Genomic DNA, 17,468 nt, shown 5'->3' with positions numbered 1-17,468 from the left:
GATCTGCTGGTGAGGCTCGACCGGCACGCCGCCGATCATCAGGAGAACCTGCCAGGACCGCGCCAGCATTCAATCGCGACACCCTTGGGATGCCAGGAAATCGCGTAGGTAGGTGTGCTTTTCGCGGACCTGGGGGTTCGGGTGATGCTCTGCGGCCTGCAGAAAGGGCTCCGCGTCGTCGGCGTCGACATGGCGGCGGAACAGGAGCTGGTCGAGGACGCCGATTCCCCAGGTCTGGACGGCCGGATCAGCGTCAGCGAGGAACTCCCCGACCAGCGGGAGGTCATCAGCCGTGGCGACGACGCGCAGCAGCTCAACCGCGAGGTGCCGACGTTCCGGATCCGGGTCGCTGCGATAGATCTCCTGGCAGCGAGATCGAGCAGCGTCGGGCTGCAGCAGCCACAAGACCGAACGCGCGAGTTCGTCGGCCGGGAGACCCTCGACGTACCAGTCCACCGCCCCACGAATCGCCTCATCACCCAGCAGAAAGGCGATGGCCCGCCGAGCGATGCGGTCACCGCTGATGTTCGAATCAGCGCCGATACTGTCGGCCAGTGCCTGCCAGTCGACCGGTTCGCTTTGGCCCGCCACACTCACAGCGGGGGCGGCGAGGTGGAGCTGGCAGGCGCAGTCCAGGGCGTCCTCGGGGGTGCCGGCGAAACCGCCGGTGGGTAGCAGGGAGTCTTCGTAGCGGTCGCTGCTGGCGTAGTAGAGGGCGAAGCCCCATCTGCTGGCGGTACCGCCGTAGCGCAGGCGCATCAGCTTGACCCGTTCGCCGTCGGCCAGTTCGGCTTCCGCGTAGGCGAAGGCCCCGCGGTGGCGGACGTGCAGCCGTGCCAGCTGCGGCCAGGTGGTGCGGGCGTGTTCGCCGAGGCGCTGCTCGAGCGAGAGGCGGGTGGATTCCGAAGGTGTGGGCATGGCGGCCATCCTGCCGGACGGCCGGGAGCCGGGTGCGGCAGGATACGGCCGACAAAGATCCACTTCTCCCGATCGGCTTGCCTGCCTTGCCCGTTGCCGCTGCCTGCCCGATAGCCTTGAGCGCCGCCGAGCGCGAACGGCTGAAGAAGATGGCCTACGGCCACAAGACCGAGCACCGGCTGCGGATGCGCGCGCAGGTGGTGCTGCACGCGGCGCGCGGACGCTCCAACGCGCGCATCGCCCGCGAGACGGGCCTGCACCTGGACACGGTCCGTACCTGGCGGGGCCGGTTCGCCGAGGGCGGCCTGCCGGAACTGTCTGACCGTAAACGGTCCGGCCGCCCGCCGTCGTTCACCGCGCTGCAGATCGCCGAGGTCATAGCCCTGGCCTGCCAGCTGCCTGCCGAGACCGGCACGCCGTTATCGCGCTGGTCATGTCCGGAACTGGCCCGCGAGGTGGCCGCCCGGGCCATCGCCGGGTCCGTCTCCGCCTCCACCGTGCGCCGCTGGCTGGCCAACGACGCGCTCAAGCCCTGGCAGTACCGGTCCTGGATCTTCATCCGCGACCCGGACTTCCGTGCCAAGGCCGCCCGCGTGATGGACCTGTACGCCCGCACCTGGCAGGGCAAGCCGCTTGACGACGACGAGTATGTGATCTCCGCGGACGAGAAGACCTCCATCCAGGCCCGCTGCCGCTGCCACCCGACCCTGGCACCCGGGCAGGCCCGGGCGATGCGCGTCAACCACACCTACGGCCGCGGCGGCGCCCTGGCCTACCTGGCGGCCTACGACGTCCACCACGCGCGCGTCCTCGGCCGCTGCGAACCCACCACCGGCATCGTTCCGTTCATGAACCTGGTCACCCAGGTCATGACGCAAGAGCCCTACGCCAGCGCCAAACGCGTCTTCTGGATCGTCGATAACGGCTCCTCCCACCGGGGAAAGAAGGCCATCGACCGCCTGACCATCAGGTTTCCGAATGCAGTTATGGTCCACACGCCCGTGCACGCCTCATGGACGAACCAGATCGAGATCTTCTTCTCGATCGTCCAGCGCAAGGTCGTCTCGCCCAACGACTTCACCGACCTCAACGAGGTCCAAGACCGACTCCGGGCATTCGAAGACCGCTACAACGCCACAGCACAGCCGTTCCAGTGGAGGTTCACCACCTCCGACCTGGACGATCTGCTGGCCAGACTCGACCGGAACACCGCCGATCCCCAAGAAGAATCCTCCGCCGCCCCGGCAGCATGATCAACCCCCGAAGGACTTCGAGCGTCGACCACTAAGCCGCACCCGACCGCCTCACTGGACCCAGCGAACAAAGGTGGGCCTGCATTCGATGAATCATGAAGTTCACCAGGGTAGGGTCCACGTTGATCAGTCGTCGGCCGCGACGAGGAGAGTCATCGACTGCCGCTCCTCGTCGATGGTGATGAACTCGTGGAAGTCGAGGTGCACTCCACCCCAGTCATGAACGCACGTGCTGCCGAGATCGCGGAGGCGGTAGAGCCGACTGGCAGAGATCACCACGGTGAACAGCTCCGTATCGAGTACGTCCCGCAGCGACTCCGGGAGCTCGCCGTGCTGACACGCCCAGCGCCGCAGCGTCTGCGTGGCCATGTCGCAACTGACTGGCTGGTACCCGTCCGGGCTGACCGAGTGAAGCCAGTAGGGGCCGTGGCAGGTGCCGTCCGGGTCGACGCCGCCGCCCGCATAGTCATCGCGGAACTGTTCGTGGGCGATGACAGCTTCCAGCAGTTCCCTGTCTTGGCCGCCCTGACGAAAGCGGAAGGACTTGAGGTCGACCCACCGAAAGCCGTGGGTGCTGTCCTCGGGGAACACATGGTCCCGGAAGTTCACGAAGGTCGGGCCCACGAAATCCAGCGCTGTCACTGGGACACGCTATACCGAGGGTGACCTGGCAGCCGACTGGGCCTCGACGGTACCCGGCAGGTCGTGTCCCTTGATGTGGTGTAGCCGATCAGCATGGCGGTGTGCGCCGGGGGCGTGCGGTCGGTCGGTTTTCGCTCCCTGCCCGACGGGGGCCACCATGCAATTCTCCCTGATAGAAGGCCAATTCCAACCAGGAGGTGCATGTCCCAGCATGCCTTACTGCGGCTCCTGGGGTCACTGCGTTCGGCAGACGGGCTCGAACTCGTGCGTTCGGTGGCCGAGCGGATGCTCCAGGAGCTGATCGAAACCGAGGCCACCAGCCATATCGGGGCCGGCTGGAACGAGCGGGCCCAGACCCGCACCGCGTTCCGCAACGGACACCGCGACAAGACGCTCACCCTCCGGCCGGCGACCTGGACCTGGCAATACCCAAGCTCCGCTCGGGCAGTTTCTTCCCGAGCCTGCTGGAACGCCGCCGCCGGATCGACCAAGCCCTCTTCGCCGTGATCATGGAGGCATACGTCCACGGCGTGTCCACCCGGTCCGTTGATGATCTGGTCAAGGCACTCGGAGCCGACAGCGGGGTCTCCAAGAGCGAGGTCTCACGGATCTGCTCCGACCTGGACACCCAGCTCACCGCCTTCCGCGGCCAGCCCCTGGACCACCTCCAGCGGTGGCCGGTCTCCTCGGAAGCGCGCAGCGCAGGGCGGACCGAGGACGGTTCACCCGGGGTCAGACGCGTGCGCGCGCAGCACTTGGAGGGCGGTGTCCAGTGCCCGTGCCAGCTTCTCGACCGACCGGGATGCCTGCATGAGCACGAGACCTCCCTGCACGATGGACAGCAGGGATGCCGCAAGCAGCCGCGCGTCCGTATCCGGCGCAAGGTCCCCGTTGCGGCGCATGGTGTCGATCCCGCGTGCCAGCGCGTCGCCCCACGCGTCGAACCCCGCCTCCATCAATTGCGCGGCGGCGGGATCGCTCTGCGCCATCTGTGCGACCAGTGAGCCCAGCGGGCACCCTCCGGCCCCGCCGCGAGCCGAATGCACCGCGATCAAGTGGTTGCGCCACCGCTGCCACGCCTCCCAGGAGTCCAGTGCGTTGAGCTCGGGTCCCTGGTCGTCCAGTGCCTGCCTGACCTGCCGTTCCACGACGGCCCTCAGCAACTCGGCCCGTCCGTCGGGGAAGTAGTGGGTGATCTGGCCATGGCTGGTGGAGCTGGCCGCCCGGACGTCGTTGATCCCCACCGACGTGAGGCCGCGCTCATAGATCAGCTTCGCGGCCGCGTCGACGATGCGGGATCGAGTAGCAGTTCCCTTCGCGGTCCACCGTTCGGACTCCACGCGGCGTCACCTCCCGTGCTGTCACCCAGTCTACCGACTTTTTTGGTGTTGCCATCCCAGAATCACGGCGGTACGTTTTCTGGGTAGGTTGACCCAGAAAACCTGAGGAGCAGTCATGCTCACGATTGACGTGCACACGCACTTCCTGCCGCAGCCCTACATCGACACCCTGATTCGCCACGGCATCAACTGGACCGGCGGAGTCGACCTCCCGCCGTGGACCCCGGAGGCCCACCTCCGCTTCATGGACGACTGGGGGATCGATGTCGGGGTGCTGTCCTGCCTGGCCGAGACCGGGGTCTACTTCGGAGACCAGCGGGAAGCCAACGAACTGGCCAGGAATGTCAACGACATCGGCGCCGATGTCGTCCGGCGCCATCCGAAGCGTTTCGGTGTGTTCGGCGCGGTTCCGCTGCCGGACGTGGACGCCGCTCTGGCCGAAGTGGACCACATCTACGACGACCTCGGCCTCGACGGGGTGTACCTGGTGTCGCAGGTGGACGGGGCCTACGTGGGGGACCCGAAGTGGGAGCCGGTCTACGCCGCCCTCGACAGGCGCGAAGCCACCGTCCTGCTCCACCCGGTCGAGCCGAAGCAGACCCCGGAACTGCCCTGGCAGCACTGGATAGGCGAGTACGTGTTCGACACCACGCGCGTCTTCATGACGCTCGTCTTCAACGGTGTGCTGGACCGCTACCCGCGCATCAACTGGATTCTGTCGCACGGCGGCGGCGCGGTGCCCTACCTCGGTCACCGACTCGCCGCCGCGCCCCGTGTGGTCGAGGCCTACCAGGAACTCGTCCGCCGCCCGATCCCCGCATACCTGCGTTCGGTCTACTACGACGTCGCAGTGGCTGACTCCCAGGTCCAGGTCAATACGATGGTCGACGCCGTCGGCACGGACCGCATGCTCTTCGGAACCGACTGGATCTACGCCGACAAACTGTTCGACCACACGCGGACCGGAGAGCACGACCTGACACAACTGCTCGGCGCCGGCGGCGCGCGTCGCGTCGCGGGGGACAACGCGCTGCGCATCCTTCCCCGCCTCGCGGAACGCCTCGAGGAACGCCTCGCGGAACGCCTCGAATCCGACCGGGGCTGACGGCAGTCACCGCATTCGGCGAAGTCCCGCCCGGGCAGGCCCACTCTCGCCATGGCAGGCGGGGCTCCGAAGCCGACGCCGCGGTCCGCCGTGGCGGACGCACCGACGCGGTGCTCCTGGGCCCCACGGCGCCCAGGAGCGCCGGCTGTGAGCCGTCCACCAAGAGCCGCTTCACGCCCCTGGCGCCCTGAAGGGTGCTCCGGAGGCAGCGAGCCAGGCTTCTTCTCCCGTCCGGGGTTACCTCTCCGTGCACCGAGGTGGCAATGCACTCCTCCCACTCCAAGCGACGCCGCCCTCCAGAACGCGTCGAAGACCACGATGTCCCGCGGCAGGAGGCACCTCCTCATCCCGTGAGCCCCACGATCACACTCCCCGCAAGACGCAGGGCACCAGCAGCCGGCTCGATCCTCACCGCCCTCTACGTGGTGGCGGCTGTCGTGGGAGCGGTCAGGGGCACGAGCGCAGCCACCCGGTGCGCCGCGCTGCTGCCGGCCATCGTCTCCGCGGTGCGCATTGCCCTGGCCGGCCGACGCCTGCGCCGGTCCCGCGGCCCGCTCGGTCGCCGGCGCCGGCGCCGGTCGATCGCAACAGCTCCTTCTCCGCGAGGCGCCGCGCGCCGCCCGACGTCGAACGGTGAGCCGTCGCCGTCCGTCAGATCGAGGTACCGGCTCCCTTGTCAGAGGCGGCCCTCGCAACGCTGTGCCCGTCAGGATGCAGACCCCGACGAGGGGGACTGACCCTTGCGCCGTCGTCATCCCCCGGGCCGACTGCGGACGAACAGGTTCGTGGCGTCCTTCCTGCCCAGTGCCGGTGAGGACTTGGACCCGGTGGCGTACTCGACGAAGGCGACTTCGAGCAGATCCTCCAGCGGCTGGACGACGAGTAGTTGTCATACGTCCGCCGCGTGGAGGTCTGGGCCTTCCGGCGCGCGCACCGATGCCGGGCTACGGGCCTTCCGGTCCCGGCCGGTAGTTCGGATTCGGCCGGAAGTCGCCGTAGATCTTCCCCCGTGTGTTGACCTGCCAGGCTCCGATGATGGCCTCAGGGGGCACGTCCCCGTTCGGATCGTCGACCATGTCCCCGTCGATCTCGTAGACCCAGCCTCCCGGATTGGCCCTGGCCTCCTCGACCAACTCCGGCGGAAACTCCCGCCGGCCGGGCCTTTCCCTGCTGAACATCCCCATGCCGCGCCCCCTCTCGGGCGCCCAGGAGTTATGCACATCCGATTGCCCGTCCGAACCGCCCGGACCTGCCGTCCCCGTAAACTGCGGGCCAGGACAACAGCCTTCCGTACGGGGGCGGTTGGTGTGAAGCGGCATACCTGAGGACCCGGAGCTGTGGGCCTGCCTCGCATCGCCGGCGCTTGGCCCGTGGCCCCTGCCCCCTGCCCCCTGCCCCCTGCCCCCTGGCGCGACGCTGTCCGGCACGGTCGCCGTCACCGAAGTCGACCGGACCCGCCGCGGGCTCTCGCTCGCCCGGCGGCAGGAGCCCTCGGACAACTCGCGCTGAGGTATGACCCCTCCGTGGTCACCCTTCCGCCTCATGCCGAACCAGCGGTGGCCGGTCGAGGATCTCGACGTACACGATCCGCCCGTGCACGACGTCCAGGTTCACCATGCCGCTGGACGGCAGGAGCGGGACGCAGCGGTGGCCCTCACCGTACGGCTGTCCTTCCGGATGATCAGCCGTACGGAGGCTCTGGCAGAAGTCGTCCCGGCAGCCGCACTCGCCGAAGAGCCGCAGATCCCAGGCGCAGGTGGCGAGTTCGCGCTCGCCCTCGGCTTCGAGCAGGGCAACCAGCTCGGCGACGAGGTCGGGGAAAACGATGCGGAGGAGCGGTCTGTCGTGGTCCACACCCGGAGGGTAGCCGGGGGCACGCCCACCGGGCCCGCCCGTGGGCCGGGCCCGGTCCGGACGAAGGCACACCGGGCCGCTCCCGCCGCCGGGCCGAGCCCCGGCCACCGACCGAGGCGGGACACCGTGCGCCCGCTTCCGGCCCGTGACGCCGTCCTCGCTCACGGAGGAACGTTCCACCGGTCCACAAGGCGCCCAAGAGCAGTCGATCTTGGGCGAATCACGTGGTACGTTCTGTCACCAGTGAACTTAATAGAGTGACCCCGGCAGCGCGCCAACGCTCCGGGGTCCGGCACAAGGAGCCAACTCTCCCCATGCAGATCCATCGTAGCCGCCATACGCGCGGTTTCACGGTCCTGCCCAACACGGCGCTGCAAGACCGGCGGCTGTCGTACACCGCGCGCGGCCTGCTGGCCGACCTCCTCTCCCGCCCCGACGGCTGGCGCGAGGACGGCCGCCGCATGGCCGACACCAGTCCCCAGGGCCGCCTGGCCGTGGCGAAGGCCCTGCGCGAGCTGACCGCCTTCGGCTACTACCGCGTCGAGCGGGTGCGGCGCCCGGACGGCACCTTCGTCAGCCAGGCCCACGTGTACGACTCCCCGCAGGTGGGACCGGGTGCCGTACGTCCGGGCTCCGGTCGGCCGGCGGCCGATGACCGCGGTGCCAACCCCGTAAAGGACCGTGGGAAAGAACCCACCCTCCCCGCACAGCGGGGCCTCCCGTCCGCGCCCCTCGCCCAGGTCGAGGCCCAGACCGAGGCCCAGGCCGAGCCGTCGGACGCGACGGGCACCGAGGCGGCGGCCCTGCTCCACCGCGTGACCGCGGCGGAGCCGCGTCTACGCCTCGGCCCGGCAGAGGCCATGACGCTCGCGCCCCTGGTGACGCCTTGGCTGGAACGCGGCTTCGGCCCGCGTGACCTCGCCCCCGCCCTGCTCAGCGGCCTGCCCGAACGGGTCCACAGCGCGTCGGCCTTCCTGCGCGACCGCCTCACCCGCAAGCTGCCCCCGCCGCCGGAGCCGATCACCGCGCCGCCGCCGCAGCCCCGCTGGCACGAGTGCGGCAGTTGCGCGCGACCGAGCCCGTACGAAGGCATCTGCCGCACCTGCGCCGGAGCGGGCGCCCCACCGCCCGACCCCGTCGACGAGCGCGCCCGTACCGCCGCCCGGGGCCGAGCCCTGGTCCGCGCCGCTCTCGACAGCCGCCCGGGCGCGCTGACCGGCGCAAGCGCCTGACGTCCGCTCGGTACGCCCTCACGACGGCGCAACGGCCGCCTTCACGGATTGCAGGCGCCGGGGGGGACGCCACATGCAGGAACGTTCGGCGGAACGCGAACCGGTGACCCCGTTGCGCGCTCGTCAAATATCCGCAAAGTCACAGGCTGTTCATGCTGGATCAGCCGGATTTGGCCTCAGCCGGGCGCACGGCCGGAGTAGTCAACTCCAACTGCCGTGCCTAGCCTGTCCCGTGCACATCCTGTGAAATCTCTGTGGGGGGACCGCGTGAAACACAGTCCGAATCGCCGTGCCACGGTGCTGACCGCAGTCGTCGGCGTGGCGATGGGCCTCGCGCTCGCCGGGGTCGGCACCGTCCCGGCGCAGGCAGACGACCAGCCGGTCATCGCCCTTCGGCAGATCGCGCCGGTCGCGGTTTCCCCGGCCACCCTGGCCGGGGTGTCGAAGACCGCGATGCCCTACCTCTCGTTCACGACCACGGCGAAGAGCCTGAGCACCAGCGCCACGCTGACGATCGACGTGACGCAGCTCTCCAAGATCGCGAATGTGACGTTCTCGGACAACTGCACGGTGGTCCAGCACGTCGCCAGCTGCGGGGAGTCGTTCTACTACGACGACCTGACCGGTGTCGGCACGATCGGCGCCGAGACCCAGATGACCGTGAGGGCGAAGGCCGGTGCTCCCGTCGGATCGTCCGCCGCGTACACGATCGGCGGCACCGCGGACGACGCGTCGATCGTCGGCGGCCAGGGCACGGTCGAGATCGGCGGCCCGGCCTTCGACCAGGCCCAGCCGGCGAACCTGACCGATCTCGCGGTCGGCTCGACCGTCAACAAGCCGGTGCGCTTCACCAACATCGGAGACCGCGCCGCCGACGGCACGCAGGTGCTGCTGTGGGCGTCCCCCGGGATCGGATTCGCCAAGCACTTCGGCAACTGCGAGTACAGCGCCGACGGCGGCCCCATGGTGGCGGAGATGGCGCTGTGCACCATCCCCGGACAGGTGCTGCCTGGAGAGAAGGCCGCGCTCGCGCCGGCCGTCCGGCTGAACGTCGAGTCGACCGCTTACTACACCTACCTGGACTCGATGATCGCGCCGGCCGGTGATCCGGGCATCCAGCAGTCCGCTTCAGGGCACCAGTGGACCCAAGGCACCGGCGGCCAACTGACGCTGAGGACCATCACGCCGGGAACCGCCAACGACGCGCCGTCCGGCGTCGTGTCGCTCTCCGAGCGCGGTACGCACGGCGACTACCGGATCACCAACCTGCAGGCCGCCAACACGGCGGACTTCTCGGTGTCCGGCGCAAGCGCCACCGCAGCCCAGGGCGACACCGTCACGCTGGACTTCGCCATGACCAACAACGGTCCCGCGACCATCTTCTACCGCAGCGGCGACATCGTCGGCACCGTCGACGTCCAACTGCCGCCGGGCACGTCGCCCGTCGGCTCCTCCGCCAACTGCCGAGAGCAGGGCAGCGGGTACCGCTGCTCGAACCAGAGCATCGTCTCGACGGCCGGCACTGTCACGGACTTCTCCCTCACCCTGCGCGTCGACCAGGTGATCCCTGGCGCCCAGGGCTCCGTCTCCATGGACTGGAGCCCGGGTGGGCAGCCGGCGTTCGACACGAACCCGTCGGACGACACGGCCGCACTCACCGTCAACTGACCCGTCCTCGCCTCCTCCCAATCGCGCAGCTCAGGACACTCGTCATGGAGGTTCGCAGCCGGCTGGAAGCCGACCCGGGATCACGGACGGGTTCCGGCACGGACGGGGCGGCGAGGTGGGGTTGCGTTCGGCGCCCGCCGACGCCCCGGTCAGACGGAGGGCTTACGGTCCGAGGAGGGCCAGATGTAGGGGAGGTCGGTCGGGGTGTCGGGGAAGTAGCGGCGGTAGTGCTCCGGGGCCCGGGTGACGAGGGCTGAGCGGTGGCTGAGGTGGAAGGCCGGGTCGCCGAGCCAGGGCGGGAGGTCGCCGTCCTCGGCGAGTTCGGCGGCGGTGCGGATGGAGCGGGTGGCGCGCGCCCGGGCCGGCAGGTCGTGCCGCAGGGTGTCCGCGCAAGTGTCGGCCCGCCCCGCGGCGGTCCACACCCGGCAGATCTCCAACCCGTAGCGCACCAGGGCCTCCTCGTACCCGGCCCACATGTGCACCGCGGGGTGGTGGCGCCAGCCGTACCCGGGCACGGTCAGGCCCCGCAGCACCTGGATGGCCTCGACCCGCTGCTTGCCGAGGCGGCGCGGGTCGAGCACGCCCGCCGTGGCCGCGAAGTCCGGGTAAGGGAGGAATGTCTGCACCCGGTACGAGTAACCGCCCGGGCCCGCCGAACGCCCGCGACACGCCAGGCGCCGCCCCAGCGCCGCCCGAGCGCCTCCCTCGGGGCGTACCGTCCGAGGATGGACCGTGTCGACGTGCCGCGGGTGCTGGTGATCGGGCTCGATCCGTACCGGGTGCCCGGGCCGTGGGACCCGGAGCCGGCGGCACGGGCGATCCGGGCGGGGCTGGCGGAGTTCGACGCGCACGGCGTGGGCGTGCGCACCTGCCTCATCGGGCTCGACGGCAGCGATGACGTCGGCGCGGTGGTCGGGGAGGCGCTGCGCGCGCATCCGTGGGAGTGCGTCACCGTCGGCGGCGGCCTGCGGCACTCCGACGAGCAGGTCGAACTCCTGGAGCAGGTCGTCAACTTGATCCGGCGTTACGCGCCCGCTGCGGCCATCGCCTTCAACCGCTCCCCGGACACGACGTACGAGGCCGCGGCCCGTTGGATCGGGTGACGCCGGGGGGTGCGGGCCGACGGTGCGCACGGCCTCAGGGGAAGAGGGTGGAGCCGAGGGGGCGGTGGGGGGTGAAGCCGGGGAGGATCAGGAAGGTCCCGGTCGCGGTCGTGGTGGTGAAGGCGAGCAGCGCGTCGGAGTCGTCCATGCGGGCCAGGGTGCTGGTGAAGGTCCGCAACTCGTTCTGGAAGCTGATGAAGAGCAGGCCGGCGGCGGGCGCGTCGGTGCTGTAGGAGCGGCGCAGCATCAGGCCGGCGCCGACCGCGTTGGCGTTGGCGCGGCGGACGTGGGCGTCGGCGGGGATGAGGTAGCGCCCGTCGGGGGTCTTGGCGCCCAGCGACGGGTCGGCGGTGATGGCGCCGCCGGACAGCGGGGCGCCTGAGGTGCGGCGGCGGCCGAACACCGCTTCCTGCTCGGCGACGGACAGCGCGGCGAACCGCGGCAGGTCCAGTGCCATCCGCCGCACCACCGCGATGGTGCCGCCCGCGACCTGGGACGGGCCGACCAGCCACAGGTTGCGCTGCTGCGCCTCGGCGGTGTGGGGCCCCACGATCCCGTCGATGAAGCCGAGCAGGTTGCGCGGCGCGGTGAGGGACGTGCCGACGGGGATGTTCGCGCCGCGGTGCGCGGACTGGCGCCAGCGTTCGCGCAGGCGGCTGCCGGCCTGGTCCAGCAGCGCGGTGGCGGCGATCGCGGGCAGCAGGGCGTCGCTCGCGCAGATCTGGAGCAGCAGGTCGCCACCGCGGGCACCGGCGGCGACCTGCTCGCGGGAGAAGCGGGGCAGGTCCGTGCCGCCGGGCAGGTCGGTGCCGCCGGGCAGGGCCGCGCCGGCCGTGCGGACCAGCCGGGGGCCGACGCCGACCGTCACGGTGAGGTCGCCCGGGGGCAGGCCGAGCAGCCGGGCGTCGGTGCCGGCGGTCAACGCGGCGACGGCGCGGCCGAGTTCGGCCAGCAGCGGGCCGGGGTCGGCCGCGGCGGTGAGGTCGGCGACCACGGCGAGCAGGTTGCCCTGGGCGGGCTGCGGGAGGGTGATGCCCGCCTGGTGGGTGCCGGTGGCCGGTACGGGCGCCGGGGTGGCCGCGGACGCGGTCTGCGCGTCCGGCGGTTCGGCGTCGTCGGACGCGCGGCCGGAACCGGAGTGGCCGGCGTCCGAGGTGCACCCCGCGGTGAGCCCGAGCGCCACCATCGCCCCGGTGGCGTCGAGGAACCTGCGGCGTGACGGCTGGTGATCGGGCGGGCGCATGATGTGCAGGGTGCCATACCCGCCGCCGCCGCGCCCGCCGATGTCCCAACGACTGCCGCGCCAGATCACGCGCCGTCAATTTTGCTATCTACGCGATGCGTTGGCGGCCCGTGCCAGACTGAGCGCATGCCTCGATTAGCTCTTCGCGTGGCCGCGGCGCTGCTGGGCGGCACCCTGGCACTCCTCGCCGGTTGCAGCAGCGGCGGTGCCCACGGCGGCGGTTCCACGGGCAAGGGCAAGAGCAGCGGCAAGAGCGCGCCCGAGGGCAGGCGGCCCGCCGGCTCGCACGTCACGATCCACGTACCGGCCGACGCCCCGACGATCTCGGACGCGGTGTCCCTGGCCCGCTCCGGCGACCTGGTCCTGGTCTCCCCCGGCGTCTACCACGAGTCGGTGCGCATCGACACCGCGCGCGTCACGCTGCGCGGGGAGAACCGGCAGAAGGTCGTCATCGACGGCCGGTTGCAGCAGGCCAACGGTGTCGTCGTGGCCGCGCCCGGGGTCGCGGTGGAGAACCTCACCGTGGAGAACAACACGCAGAACGGGGTGCTGGTCACCGGTTCCGCGCGGGCGGTGGCAGGGCTGCCCGGCCAGAGCGGCGGCTACGACACCGGCGACGAACCGGTGAAGTTCCTCAGCTCTTTCCTGGTCTCCTACGTGACCGCGACCCGCAACGGGCTCTACGGCATCTACGCGTTCTCCGCGCAGAACGGCGTGATCGAGCACTCCTACGCCTCGGGCGGCGCCGACTCCGGGATCTACGTCGGGCAGTGCAAGCCGTGCCAGGTCGTCGTACGGGACAACGTCGCCGAGCTCAACGCGGTCGGCTACGAGGGCACCAACGCCAGCGGCGACATGTACGTGGTGGGCAACCGCCTCGTCGGCAACCGGGTCGGCCTGACCACGGACTCCGACCACCAGGAGAAGCTGCTCCCGCAGCGCGGCGCCGTCGTGGCGGGGAACCTGATCGCGGACAACCAGCAGCCGGGCACACCCGAACAGGCCGACGGCGGCTGGGGGATCGGCATCGGCGTGGACGGCGGCAGCGGCAACCAGTTCGTCCGCAACCGGATCACCGGCAACGCCGACGCCGGGCTGGTGATCACCGCGACCGCCGACCTGCCGCCGAACGGCAACCGGATCACGGACAACACGTTCACCGGCAACGGCCTCGACGTGGGCTGGACGTTCCCCAACGCCACCCGCGGGCAGGGCAACTGCCTGCGCGGCAACACCCTGCACACGACCGTGCCCGCGCGGATCGCGACCACGGCGTCCTGCCCGCTGCCGGCCAAGTCCGCGACCCCGTACGGCACATGGCAGGCGCCGACGGCGCCCGCGGGCATCCCGTTCACCGAGGTGGCCGCGCCCGGCCCGCAGCCGCAGTTCCCGCACGCCACCACCGCGGGCGCCACCGTCGTACCGGCCGTGCCGGCGCTGCCGACCACCGCGGACATCCCGCTGCCGCCCCTGTCGCTGCTCGCCACCGGGGCGCGGGTCCAGGCCGGATAGCCCGGACGTAGCCGCTCAACTCGACGCCTACGACGCCGCGTTCGGGGTCACCAGGCGACGAAGGAACGAGGCGACGAAGGAACGACGCTACGAGGACGGCGTCGGCGTGACCCCGGGCAGCGGTCGCACCGCGACGTAAGGGTGCGTGTCGAAGTCGACGACCACCGGCTGCGGTTCGGACGCCAGGTCCGCCCGTACCCGGTACATCGTCCCGTCCGAGCCGACCCAGTACCGTACGGCGCCCGAAGCGCCGGGCGCCGACGCGGACTTCGGGCCGGACATGACGACGACCCGGTGGCCGCGCACCTCGTCCTGGCCGAGGCGGGCGGCGCCGTTCTGGGGGAGCAGCTCCGCGTTGTCGGGCCGGTCGCTGCCGAGGCCGAGCGCGATGGTCAGCGCGCTGTCCAGCGAGCTGCCGGCCGTCGTCACCGGGCGGCGGTACCAGCCGGAGGTCGGCGGCGAACTCGGCGCCGTAGCAGGGGCGTTCGTCATGGGCAGGATGAGGACGGCGGTGGACGACCACTCGATCAGGCCGTCGCTGGAGGTGTCGCGGCCGGTGCCGCGCACCACCCCGTAGCCGACCTTCGCGCGGTAGTCGACGGCCCCGGTGACGGTGAGCCCGCCGCCGGTGCTCGGCACGGTGATCGTCAACGCGCGGCCGCCCGCCTGGTAGTTGCGGAAGCGGGTGATCGCCAGCCGGTTCGCCTCGTCCGCGGTCAGCGCGCGCCGGCCGGAGTCACCGCTCTTGCCGCCGCCACCACCGCCACCACCGCTGCCGCTGCCGACCAGGACGAAAGCGGCCGTCCCGGCCGCCACCAGGGCGAGCGCGGCGGCCGCCCAGCGTAACCGCGGCCGTCGGCGGCGGGCCGCCGTACCCCGCGGGAGACCTCGGCTGCTCCGCAAGCTCCTCACGCGGCGCGATGCTAACAGGAACCGGAAACCGGGCCACGGAGACTCAGCGTTTCCAGGACATGACGGTGCGTCAACTTGTAACGTGGCCTGTGAGATCACTGTGGCGGCGCCGACCGTCGGCACCGACCTGGGGACGACCAAAGGGAATGCCATGCCATTACACAGGCTGGTGCGGGTGGGGCTGTCCGGCCTCCTGCTTCTGGGCACCGCCACCGGCGCAGTCGTGACGGGCGCCGGCACCGCCGGCGCCTCGACCTCCGACGGCACACTGACCGTCGAGGTGCTGCGGGACTTCCTCGGCACCGGCGTGATCAACGCCACCACCGACGTACCGCAGCGGGGCATGAAAGTCGACGTGGCCGACGCCTCCGGCCACCACGTCACCGGGACCACGGACGCGACCGGGAAGGTCGTGGTGGCGCCGTCGTCCAAGCTGACCGGCGGCCGCTACCGCGTGGACGTCAGCGTCCCGTCACCGTACAGCGACTACCTCCAGGCGGCGCCCGCCTCGACCGCGGCGAACCACTTCGACAGCTTCACCAGCTTCGTGGACCTCACCGGCGGCAAGGACGCCTCGGTCATCACCGGAGTCTGGGACGCGGCCGACTACACGCTGCCGGACTCCCGCTACTTCGTGCCGGTCCAGAACGGCGCGGGCGGCACCGACACCCAGGCGCTGGTGTCCTTCGGCACCACCGCGCGGGGTACCTGCCCCACCGACTCCTCCTGCCCGACCACCCTGGACACGCAGTCCGAGGTCGGCACCACCTACGGGCTGGCGTACGACCGGTACCGCGGCCGGCTCTTCCAGAGCTCGTTCGCCCGCCGCTACGCCCCGTACGGGCCCGACGGCGGCAACGCGATCTACACCGTGCCGGTCGACGGCGGCAGCGCGCAGCTCTTCGCGAAGGTGCCCGGCGCCGCCGTGACGCCCCACGACAGCAGCAACATGATCAAGGACGCCGGGTTCACCCAGGCGCCGGGCAAGGAGAGCATCGGCGGGCTGGCCCTGTCGGAGGACGGCTCCACGCTCTACGCGGTCAACCTGCTGACCCGCACCCTGGTGAGCTTCGACGCGACCGGCAGCACCGCGGGCGCGCCCGAGGCGACGGTGCCGATCCCGGACCCGGGCTGCGCCGGCGCCGGCGACTGGCGGCCGTTCGCCCTCGCCGTCCACGACAACGCGCTGTACGTCGGCGGCGTGTGCGACGCGGAGAGCAGCCAGCAGCGCTCGGACCTGAAGGCGGTCGTCGACACCTACGACGGCAAGCGGTTCTCCACGGTGCTGACGCAGCCGCTCGGCGCCGAGCGCGGGAAGGTCTTCGTCGGCGTCCAGACCGACGCGTCCACCCACTGGAACCCGTGGAACACCGACCTGGCCAGCTGGGACCAGCGGGCGGCGTCGGGCACCACCTTCATCGACCCGCAGCCGGAGCTGTCCGGCCTGGCCTTCGCCAACGACGGCTCCATGGTGCTGGGCTTCCGCGACCGGTTCATGGACGTGCTCAGCGCGAAGGGCCTGGACCCGCGGCCGCTGAACAACACGGCGGAGTTCGGCATGTCCGGCGGCGACATCGACATGGCGTGCGCCGACGGCTCCGGCGGGTACGCCTGGGAAGGCACCGGCGACTGCCCCGACCACGCCACCGCCGCCAACGACGACAACGAGGACAGCGGCGTCGTGGAGTACTTCCCCGGTGACTACTTCGCCGGCGGGCACCAGGAGACCGCGCTCGGGGCCGTCGCCCACATCGCGCGCGAACAGTCCGTCGTCAGCACCGAGTTCGACCCGGCGACCCACGTCGAGACGGCCGGCACCGGCTACTACGACCTGACCACGGGACTCGGCCCGGGCAACGACACCACCGCCAACGCCTACCAGTTCGTCGGCCAGGAGGAGAACGGCTTCGGCAAAGCGGGCGGCCTCGGCGACATCGCGTACGCCGCGGCGAACGCGCCGATCCAGATCGGCAACGTGGTCTGGTACGACGGCGACCACAACGGCATCCAGGACGCCGGCCAGGTGCTGCTGCCGGGCGCGACGGTCAACCTGCTCGACGCCCACGGCAAGCAGGTCGCCACGACCACGACCGACGCCGACGGCGAGTACTACTTCGGCGGGGCCGACGCGGACTACCAGTTGACGCCGGGCGCCAAGTACACCGTGGAGTTCGACGTCTGCACCGCCGACACCAGCGACGTGCCGGGCACTCCCGGGGCCGCCGAACTGCGCTTCACCCTCCCGAAGGCCGGCGCCGACCGGGCCCACGACTCCAACGTGGTCCCGCCCACCAGCGGCAAGCTGTGCGACGGCACCGCGCCGGTGACCGCGCCGGCGAAGGCCGGGGGCGTCGACCACACCATCGACGCGGGCGTCTACGTCCCGTCGAAGACGCCGCCGCCGACCTCACCGCCGCCGACGTCCTCCGCTCCCACCTCCGCGCCCACCACGGGCCCGGCGCCCTCCAACCCGGCCCAGCAGGCCTCCGGTTCGGGCACCCTCGCGGACACCGGCCTGTCCGGTGTCGCGGAGATCCTGGCGGTCGTCGCCCTCCTGGTGGGCTCGGGCGCGGTGTTCGCCTATGTGAGCCGCAAGCGCCGCATCACCCACTGATCCCTGAACCCCTCGACCGCCGCGGGGGGGGGGGGGGGGGGAGGGGAAAGAAGCCCCAATAGGTGTGGGACG

Annotated in this window: 15 protein-coding genes and 1 pseudogene; 8 read left to right on the top strand and 8 right to left on the bottom strand. The window is 71.1% G+C overall.

Translation table 11 applies throughout. From position 1 onward, the window contains the following. Positions 1-69: 69 nt before the first annotated feature. The gene (locus AC3ERT_RS21155; RefSeq protein WP_435176047.1) at positions 70-918 is read right to left on the bottom strand and encodes a hypothetical protein; all 849 of its coding nucleotides are present in this window, start codon (positions 916-918) and stop codon (positions 70-72) included. A 116-nt stretch (positions 919-1,034) separates the two neighbouring features. Between AC3ERT_RS21155 and AC3ERT_RS21150 the strand changes: the two genes are divergently transcribed. Next, positions 1,035-2,171: an IS630 family transposase gene (locus AC3ERT_RS21150; protein ID WP_435176044.1), complete on the top strand. Its 1,137-nt coding sequence runs from the start codon at positions 1,035-1,037 to the stop codon at positions 2,169-2,171. A gap of 126 nt (positions 2,172-2,297) precedes the next feature. Here AC3ERT_RS21150 and AC3ERT_RS21145 read toward each other — a convergent pair whose 3' ends face one another. Continuing rightward, positions 2,298-2,813, bottom strand: coding sequence for a hypothetical protein (locus tag AC3ERT_RS21145; RefSeq protein ID WP_435176042.1), 516 nt, complete (start codon positions 2,811-2,813; stop codon positions 2,298-2,300). A gap of 93 nt (positions 2,814-2,906) precedes the next feature. On the opposite strand from AC3ERT_RS21145, the pseudogene AC3ERT_RS21140 reads away from it, so the two are divergent. Next, positions 2,907-3,418, top strand: a pseudogene (locus tag AC3ERT_RS21140) (transposase); the annotation flags it as partial. 117 nt (positions 3,419-3,535) lie between these two features. Here AC3ERT_RS21140 and AC3ERT_RS21135 read toward each other — a convergent pair. Further along, on the bottom strand, positions 3,536-4,153 hold the full coding sequence (locus AC3ERT_RS21135) for a TetR/AcrR family transcriptional regulator (protein ID WP_435176040.1): 618 nt from the start codon (positions 4,151-4,153) through the stop codon (positions 3,536-3,538). Between the two features lie 115 nt (positions 4,154-4,268). Between AC3ERT_RS21135 and AC3ERT_RS21130 the strand changes: the two genes are divergently transcribed. Further along, a complete protein-coding gene (locus tag AC3ERT_RS21130) occupies positions 4,269-5,258 on the top strand; it encodes an amidohydrolase family protein (RefSeq protein ID WP_435176038.1) in 990 nt (329 codons plus the stop codon). 944 nt (positions 5,259-6,202) lie between these two features. Here AC3ERT_RS21130 and AC3ERT_RS21125 read toward each other — a convergent pair. Together AC3ERT_RS21125 and AC3ERT_RS21120 are read right to left on the bottom strand one after the other, a co-directional pair. Beyond that, on the bottom strand, positions 6,203-6,442 hold the full coding sequence (locus AC3ERT_RS21125) for a hypothetical protein (RefSeq protein WP_435176036.1): 240 nt from the start codon (positions 6,440-6,442) through the stop codon (positions 6,203-6,205). 343 nt (positions 6,443-6,785) lie between these two features. Beyond that, entirely contained in the window at positions 6,786-7,112 is a 327-nt protein-coding gene (locus AC3ERT_RS21120) for a hypothetical protein (RefSeq protein WP_435134039.1), read from the bottom strand. Positions 7,113-7,426: 314 nt separating this feature from the next. On the opposite strand from AC3ERT_RS21120, the gene AC3ERT_RS21115 reads away from it, so the two are divergent. Both AC3ERT_RS21115 and AC3ERT_RS21110 read left to right on the top strand, forming a co-directional pair. Next, positions 7,427-8,344: a hypothetical protein gene (locus AC3ERT_RS21115; protein WP_435176034.1), complete on the top strand. Its 918-nt coding sequence runs from the start codon at positions 7,427-7,429 to the stop codon at positions 8,342-8,344. 297 nt (positions 8,345-8,641) lie between these two features. Further along, the gene (locus AC3ERT_RS21110; RefSeq protein ID WP_435176032.1) at positions 8,642-10,012 is read left to right on the top strand and encodes a hypothetical protein; all 1,371 of its coding nucleotides are present in this window, start codon (positions 8,642-8,644) and stop codon (positions 10,010-10,012) included. A gap of 149 nt (positions 10,013-10,161) precedes the next feature. On the opposite strand, the gene AC3ERT_RS21105 is transcribed toward AC3ERT_RS21110, so the two are convergent. After that, positions 10,162-10,638 (bottom strand): MSMEG_6728 family protein, encoded by a 477-nt coding sequence (locus AC3ERT_RS21105; RefSeq protein WP_335982366.1) that lies wholly within the window; start codon positions 10,636-10,638, stop codon positions 10,162-10,164. Between the two features lie 99 nt (positions 10,639-10,737). Here AC3ERT_RS21105 and AC3ERT_RS21100 point away from each other — a divergent pair, with 99 nt between their 5' ends. Further along, entirely contained in the window at positions 10,738-11,115 is a 378-nt protein-coding gene (locus AC3ERT_RS21100) for a hypothetical protein (protein ID WP_435134032.1), read from the top strand. Between the two features lie 34 nt (positions 11,116-11,149). Here AC3ERT_RS21100 and AC3ERT_RS21095 read toward each other — a convergent pair whose 3' ends face one another. Then, entirely contained in the window at positions 11,150-12,358 is a 1,209-nt protein-coding gene (locus tag AC3ERT_RS21095; RefSeq protein WP_435176030.1) for a Dyp-type peroxidase, read from the bottom strand. A gap of 126 nt (positions 12,359-12,484) precedes the next feature. Here AC3ERT_RS21095 and AC3ERT_RS21090 point away from each other — a divergent pair, with 126 nt between their 5' ends. Next, positions 12,485-13,870 carry a right-handed parallel beta-helix repeat-containing protein gene (locus AC3ERT_RS21090; RefSeq protein ID WP_435176027.1) on the top strand — a complete coding sequence of 462 codons (1,386 nt, stop codon included), beginning with the start codon at positions 12,485-12,487 and terminating at the stop codon, positions 13,868-13,870. 87 nt (positions 13,871-13,957) lie between these two features. Here AC3ERT_RS21090 and AC3ERT_RS21085 read toward each other — a convergent pair whose 3' ends face one another. Further along, positions 13,958-14,689, bottom strand: a complete 732-nt coding sequence (locus tag AC3ERT_RS21085; RefSeq protein ID WP_435176185.1) for a hypothetical protein — start codon at positions 14,687-14,689, stop codon at positions 13,958-13,960. A gap of 244 nt (positions 14,690-14,933) precedes the next feature. On the opposite strand from AC3ERT_RS21085, the gene AC3ERT_RS21080 reads away from it, so the two are divergent. After that, positions 14,934-17,396, top strand: a complete 2,463-nt coding sequence (locus AC3ERT_RS21080) for an SdrD B-like domain-containing protein (protein WP_435176025.1) — start codon at positions 14,934-14,936, stop codon at positions 17,394-17,396. The last annotated feature ends 72 nt before the right edge of the window (positions 17,397-17,468 follow it).

This window comes from Actinacidiphila sp. bgisy145, from assembly GCF_057708125.1.
This window is presented reverse-complemented; position numbering and strand designations above follow the sequence as displayed.